The organism is Anabaenopsis arnoldii, assembly GCF_028331025.1.
Taxonomy (GTDB): Bacteria; Cyanobacteriota; Cyanobacteriia; order Cyanobacteriales; family Nostocaceae; genus Anabaenopsis; species Anabaenopsis arnoldii.
Map to the genome: position 1 here is coordinate 1 of NZ_JAQMUH010000152.1, position 6,714 is coordinate 6,714.

The window sequence follows — 6,714 nt, forward strand, 5'->3', positions numbered from 1 at the left end:
ACTATCAACTGCACTAGGCATCCCCCCGTGCCATTGACATCACTTATATAATACCAATGTGCTTTCATTTAGCGATTGCTACACACAGATGCAAGCTCTGCGTAGCGATCGCCTGTGCCAGTTGCGTAAGTCCTAAAAATGTCATACTCTTGGAGTTATTTAACTCCATTATCAGTATTGATTGGCTTTATTATTATGTGTTTATTCATTCAAAGAGTAATTGTAGATTGGAAAAGACATCTACAGCCATAGTCGAGAATAATAAGGGGCGATGAATCATATAGCAGTAGTTAATTAGATTAATCTTGTTTAACTCTGAGGTTTTCATCCATAGTCAGGATTTTTCTGGCGTTAACTATATGCTCTTCAGACACTTGAGGATGTTCCCCATTAGTTGTAATTATTAGTTCTCCAATAGCATCCTGGGCGTGTTCATTGAGAGAATCAATTAATAAACTGGGGGTGGTACTGTTGGATTGGGCAATTTCCTCAATAGTTACCAGGGGATGCTCTTGTTCTACTATAGCTTTTAACGCCTGAATTTCATGGTTGGGGAGGATTTCTAAAAGTTTCTGCCATTGTTCAGGTAAAATCTCAGATGTATTGATTGTCTCTACAGAATCAATTAACTCCGTAAAAGGAAACACATCATTGCCATCTTCATGGCAATTTTCAGGTGATAGTTCTGGATTTAATGTTTCTGGTTGTTGAAGTAATTCCCATACTTGGCTTTGTAATGAGTCTCTTTCTGCTTGCAATAAGGATATTTCTGATGTGAGTTGCTGTAATTCTGATTGCTTTTCGGTGATTTTATTTTCTAGGTAATTGAGGTTTTCGGCTAAATTTTCCGTTTCAGTTTTGGTAGATAATAATAATTGTTTTTGGTCATTAATCTGTGTTTCTAGTGCTTGAATTTCCGTTCGCAGTTCATACATCTTTTCCTCTAGTTGGGGTTTGAGCCTATCTAACAGAGTGACATTAGTCTCAAGTTCTTGTTTTTCTTCCTGGAGTTGATAGATTTGATTTTGCAACTGCATAATTTCACCGCGAAAGGTATTACAATTCAACTCCATACGACGTTTTTCGGTTGTGAGTTGAGAGCAAGTATGATGCAGTTCTGTTTTATTTTGTTCCAGAGCTTCTATTTCAGCATTGAGGTTAATGGTATCGGTTTCTAACTGCTGTTTTTGGGCTGCAAATATACCTAAATCTCTATGAATTTTATCTCTTTGAATACGAGACTCTGATATTTGATTTTCCAAGCTTTGTGAATCTGCGTACAAGAAGTTACGAATCTCTTCTATTTGATTAACTTCTTGAACAATCCGCCGTTTTAGTCCCTCCATTTCTTTAATGCGCTTGCGATTGGAAGTTAAAATCATCATTTCATAATTCCCACGGCGCTTATCTGTAAATAATATGGCTGCATAGGTAGAAATTATAGTAATTATACCGGTGATTAAGGCTTGGTTGAAATTCCACTGGGGGACAAGACTAATACCAAAGCTGATACTAAAGGCGACGATACCTAAAATATATCGATTACTGATGGTTGCTGATGGCATATTGGTTTTTCTCAGGCTATTTGAGTTGTTAGGATAGGTATGTTTTAATGTCATTATTACTTAGCAAGATAATTGTGAAATATCTAACTATAATTCTTTGTGGATTTTAGGGTTTACTAGAACAAAATATCACCAGAGAACTAATTTCATGTTCAAAGTAAACAAACATCATGATAGGGGCTTGTAATCGATTTTAAGTGATGATTTCATGGGATGTGATATGTATGGGGATGAGATACTGTTAAATCTGCTTTTAAGAAATCAATAAACTGTCTTGCTGTACGTCCAGAACGACCATTGTGGCGGGTTGCCCACTGTAATGCTTGATATTCTAAATCTTCGGGAGTAATATTAATTTGGGCTTGTGCTGCTAAATGTTGGACAATTTTTAAATAAGTATCCTGATCCGCTGGTGCAAAAGTGAGAGTGATACCAAAGCGATCGCTAAAAGAAAGCTTTTGCTGCATTGTATCCCAGGAGTGGATTTCGTCATGATCTTTGGGTGTGGGTCTGTCTGTAAAAAACTCGCGAATTAAGTGGCGACGGTTGGAAGTAGCATAAACCACCGCATTTTGGGGACGTGCAGTCAAATTACCTTCCAAAACTACCTTAAGTGCTTTAAAAGCATCATCATCTTCTTCAAAGGAAAGGTCATCAACAAAGATAATAAATTTTTGTGGTACTCCCCGCAACTGCTCGACAATTTTGGGCAAATTGTGCAAATCAGATTTTGTGACTTCGAGCAAACGTAGATGGCGATCGCTATACTCATTTAACAAAGCTTTGACGACAGAAGATTTACCCGACCCCCGACTACCGTAAAGTAGTATATGCTGTGCCACCTCTCCTGATAATAAAAACTCTGTATTTTTGATTAAAGTTTCTTGTTGAGACTCGTAACCCACTAAAGTTTTCAGGTTGATCGGGTCAGGGTACTTGATACCTACAAACTTACCTTCTTGCCAGCGCAACGCATGATATTCTACAAATAAGCCTGTGCCACACTGGCGATAATGAGCTGCCAAATCCTCCACAGCATCGCCCCAATTATCTAACTTTTGTAGTAATACTTTGAACTTTGTCTCTATACCAATGTTTTGCTCTGTGTACCAGACAATAGGTGAAATGGGTAACTGAGCTACAGTTTGCACCCACTCGCTCAAAGAAGCACTACTACATTCATAAAGATTCTGCAACACCTGTAAATCATGCTCCACTGCTGCTAGTAACGACCGGGGTAAATCTTCAAAGTCTTGCTGTTGAGCCAGTTTACTAAAAGGATTCTCACTACGGAGAATTTGACTGATTAGGTAGTCTTCCCAATTTTGATGTTTAGCACTTAATGCATAAAAATAACTGCCATAAGCCTTGAGACAACTCCGTGCATCGGCATCAGTGTAACGTATAGCTTGCAACAGATCAAGAAATGCCATCCCCACTTCGCTTTCCAATACAGATTGGTAGAGTAAAAGTGATGCTGCTTGACATTGGAGAAATTGAACCTGGCTATGGCTATAGGATGAATTACGTGGCATCGCTGGATTATCCATCAATTAACAGGGTAGTTTAAATAAGGCACTATGGTCAATTGTCTGCTAACCCTGGTAGTAAAGTCAAAATCTACATGGCTGTTAACATAGACTCCGCGAATGTGAATGTGTGATCTTTGTCTCCCCTGAAACCGGTTGCTCCGGGATAAATTCTTAATCTTTGACTTGCTGAAAATATCCGGTTTTTTGGCGTTGGTGATGATCTATAAAAATAGGGCTGTATATAATTATGGGGTTGAGGATGCTGGTACTTCTAGTCTAAGTATTGAGAATCATAATTACTCTTAGTCAATAATTAGCCCCACGAGAAATGATGTATTTTGTAATTAATAATACATTTTTTGCAGAATTCTATCAGTAGAACCAAAGAGCATCAGCCAGTAATCAATGCTTAAATTTGCTCATATCCATCTGTGGATAGTTGTTTTATTGCTGCTATTGGGCTGTGAAAACTCAAGGCTATACAGTATTTAGCAGCCTAATTTAAATTAAAAAATTAAAGTTATCTTGCCATTATGGCAGGTTTTAATTTGATAGATAAGATATGAATAGATTGGTTCAATTTTTGCTGTGTATCGAAACTGCCAAATTCATCTCAAGCAACGGTACTTTTACCAAGTAGGACATCATACATGTTATTACCACTGTCTTCTCAGAAAGTTATCGAATACCTGAAAGAAAGAGGTATGTATTCCTCAGAAGATGGCGCATTGAATAAATATGACTTGCTCAAAAGTAGTCAACATAACTTAAATTTACTCTTGAGTTTAGGAGATAATCAAAAACTGCTGGTTAAACAAAAATGTCATCTTGAAAACTATGGAAATTGCCATGATTTTTTTAATGAATGGCTATTTCAGCAATTATTACAGCAGTTTCCAGTTATAGGTAATATAACTGAGATCGCACCACTAATAGTAAATTTTGATCAAGAACATTCTATCCTGGTTCGTAATTACTTAACTGAATATTCGGAACTAGGAGAATTTTATGGTCACAATGCTATTTTTCCGCCAGAAATTGCTACCGCCATTGGTAGTACATTAGCGGGACTACATCGCGCTACCTTCCAACAGCGAGAATATCGTCAGTTTATGTCAGCTGGGCCTCAAGGACAGTTTCGCTATAGCTTTTACAATCCAGCCCAAGGGGTGGATTCTATTACCCCAGAAATATTTGGTACAGTTCCCACTGAGGCGTTAAAGTTTTACCTTCTCTACCAAGGTTATGAGACTTTAGAATCAGCGATCGCCGATTTGGCTTATGAATGGGAACCTTGCTGCTTGACTCATAATGACCTCACCTTAAATAATATTTTAATTCATTCTCGTTGGCATCAGTTAGATAATTGCCTGATTAAACTGATTGATTGGGAAGCTTGTGGTTGGGGTGACCCCGCCTTTGATATAGGTACCCTTATCGCCAGCTATTTAACAATTTGGCTTTCTAGCTTAGTAGTAGATCCCACCCTTGAGTTAGAAGAATCCCTGCATTTAGCGATTACACCCTTAGAGTTGCTACAACCTTCATTACTGGGGTTAATTCGGGCTTATGTCAAAACTTTTCCCATGATTTTGCAGTACCAAAGTAACTTTATTGTCCGAGTTATTCAGTTTACAGGACTGGCGCTAATTCATCAAATTCAAGCAAATATTAAATCTCTTAAACATTTTGGCAATAGTGACATTTATATGCTTGATGTTGCTAAGAATCTCCTTACCATACCACAAGAATCTATATTGAGTATTTTCGGCGTTTCTCAGGGGGAAATTCTCAACCCTTTGACAGAATTTCATCAACTCCCCCAAAGAGAAAAACAACAGCAATTAGTTCCTCTTTATTACCAAAAAACTCGCCTGCGGGGTTGTTAATCACAGCCAACGGTCACCACCATGTTTGTTTAAGTAATTCTTAATATCAAGTAATGCTATACTGTCCCACCTATACATTGCAAACTTACCTGCTGGATATTGCTAAAAATATCGAGATAAATTCTAAGTTTTGTATTTCCCACCCCCACTATCAATCTTTTTCTTTACCTGCTAAACTAGCAGAGAGATTTCAACAAAATTCTCCGGCTTTACAGCATAAATATCTGACTCTACTACTGAGAAATTTCCTTTACGGTATCTACTACAATGGTTCCCTAAAAACCACCTTGGCCTTAGATACTGAAACTAGTAATTGCTGGGGACACCAAAATTTAGAAACTCATTCTCTCTTAGATGTTGATTGGGGATTTTACGAACAACTACAGACGAGCAATCACGGTAAAGGTTATTTTGACCCCAGTTGGCGGGTATTGAGTCGAGAACCTGATGGTACTATGGCAGTCACTAAAGGCGGTTTGACGGTATATATTGAGCCAGACTGCCATCTTAAACCTAGTAAAAAGTCTCCCAAGGTGGGGGAATTAGTGGCGATTTGGATGCCTAAAAACCGACTGCAAAAAGGCTGCTACTTAGCAGTTAGCAATGTAGGACAGGAAAAGCAAAGTAACCTAGATGGGAATTTAGGTACCGGGAGAATCTACTTTAATTTTACCTCATCTGGTGCGATCGCCTCCATGGATGGACTAACCCAACAACTCAACGCAGCCAATATTGCTTTTACCTTTCAGGTTCTCTATCATCCCGCTGCCTACGGACGCTATGACTCAGGTATACTCTACTTTGAAGCTCAGGACTATCCAGCATTGCACAAAATCCTTGAGAATGTTTATAGGGGGTGTGAATCTCATTTCCAAGCTGAAATACCCTTATTTACTAAGTTTTTAGCCCCTGGATTGGGTTTAGCTGAAGAGCCTACCCAAAAATTTGCCACTCAAGAAAATTTTGGTATCAACCGTTGCCAAATTGTCGCCAATGCTTTGTTGGAGGCTTGGGAACAAGGTCAAAATACAATGGAGGAGCGTATGAGAATGATTGAGCAACATTTTGCTCAACATTCCATTGATTTGCAGCATCCCTACCTCAACCCCAGTTCTGAGGATATCTACTACCCTTTAAAATAATGTCTTTTACCTATCATCGCACTATTCGCCTTGCAGATACAGATGGCGCTGGAGTAGTTTATTTTGCCCATGCTTTATCTATATGTCATGAAGCCTACGAAGCATCTTTAGAAGTATCGGGTATTAATCTCAAAGATTTTTTTACTCATCCATCTATAGCTATTCCTATTGTTCATGCTAATGTGGATTTTTTTCGCCCAATGTTCTGTGGAGACCAGTTAGAAGTAAGTTTATTTCCCCATCAAATAACTGCGAATAAGTTTGAAGTTAGTTATGAAATTATACTGGCAGATGTTCTAGTTGTTAAGGCTGTGACTCGACACGTTTGTATTGATGCAGTGAGCAGAGATAAGCGGGATTTATCACCTGAGATGATTCAGTGGTTGGAAACTAACCGCCAAGAGACAAAAGCGCTAGAAAGAAGAAAGTTAAGAGGATGTTTGGAAAGTCATGATTAGTGTATCAACTATTGTTTGACCCCACCCCCTTCCTTACAAGGGTAGGTTTTTAATATGATCTGTGAAGGCAAGACTACCGAAGACAAGGAAGGAAAGTGGACAAGGAAGATTTTATACGGACAATGGTC

Annotated in this window: 5 protein-coding genes; 3 read left to right on the plus strand and 2 right to left on the minus strand. The window is 38.5% G+C overall.

Annotation, left to right across the window (positions count from 1 at the left end):
• Positions 1-299: 299 nt before the first annotated feature.
• Together PN457_RS13660 and PN457_RS13665 are read right to left on the minus strand one after the other, a co-directional pair.
• Entirely contained in the window at positions 300-1,565 is a 1,266-nt protein-coding gene (locus tag PN457_RS13660) for a tellurite resistance TerB C-terminal domain-containing protein (RefSeq protein ID WP_271733914.1), read from the minus strand.
• A gap of 206 nt (positions 1,566-1,771) precedes the next feature.
• Complete coding sequence (locus PN457_RS13665; RefSeq protein WP_271733915.1) at positions 1,772-3,115, minus strand: ATP-binding protein; 1,344 nt, start codon at positions 3,113-3,115, stop codon at positions 1,772-1,774.
• 632 nt (positions 3,116-3,747) lie between these two features.
• Here PN457_RS13665 and PN457_RS13670 point away from each other — a divergent pair.
• From PN457_RS13670 to PN457_RS13680, 3 genes are read left to right on the plus strand one after another with little or no spacing between them, the layout of a single operon-like run.
• Positions 3,748-4,986: an aminoglycoside phosphotransferase family protein gene (locus PN457_RS13670; RefSeq protein ID WP_271733917.1), complete on the plus strand. Its 1,239-nt coding sequence runs from the start codon at positions 3,748-3,750 to the stop codon at positions 4,984-4,986.
• 53 nt (positions 4,987-5,039) lie between these two features.
• Positions 5,040-6,128, plus strand: a complete 1,089-nt coding sequence (locus tag PN457_RS13675; protein ID WP_271733918.1) for a T3SS effector HopA1 family protein — start codon at positions 5,040-5,042, stop codon at positions 6,126-6,128.
• Positions 6,128-6,586: an acyl-CoA thioesterase gene (locus PN457_RS13680; protein WP_271733919.1), complete on the plus strand. Its 459-nt coding sequence runs from the start codon at positions 6,128-6,130 to the stop codon at positions 6,584-6,586. The genes PN457_RS13675 and PN457_RS13680 overlap by 1 nt, the downstream gene beginning before the upstream one ends.
• Positions 6,587-6,714 lie beyond the last annotated feature (128 nt).

Coding starts and splice junctions, on each gene's coding strand:
- PN457_RS13660 (WP_271733914.1), bottom strand. CDS start 1,565: ATGCCATCAGCAACCATCAGTAATCGATATATTTTAGGTATCGTCGCC.
- PN457_RS13665 (WP_271733915.1), bottom strand. CDS start 3,115: ATGGATAATCCAGCGATGCCACGTAATTCATCCTATAGCCATAGCCAG.
- PN457_RS13675 (WP_271733918.1), top strand. CDS start 5,040: ATGCTATACTGTCCCACCTATACATTGCAAACTTACCTGCTGGATATT.
- PN457_RS13680 (WP_271733919.1), top strand. CDS start 6,128: ATGTCTTTTACCTATCATCGCACTATTCGCCTTGCAGATACAGATGGC.
- PN457_RS13670 (WP_271733917.1), top strand. CDS start 3,748: ATGTTATTACCACTGTCTTCTCAGAAAGTTATCGAATACCTGAAAGAA.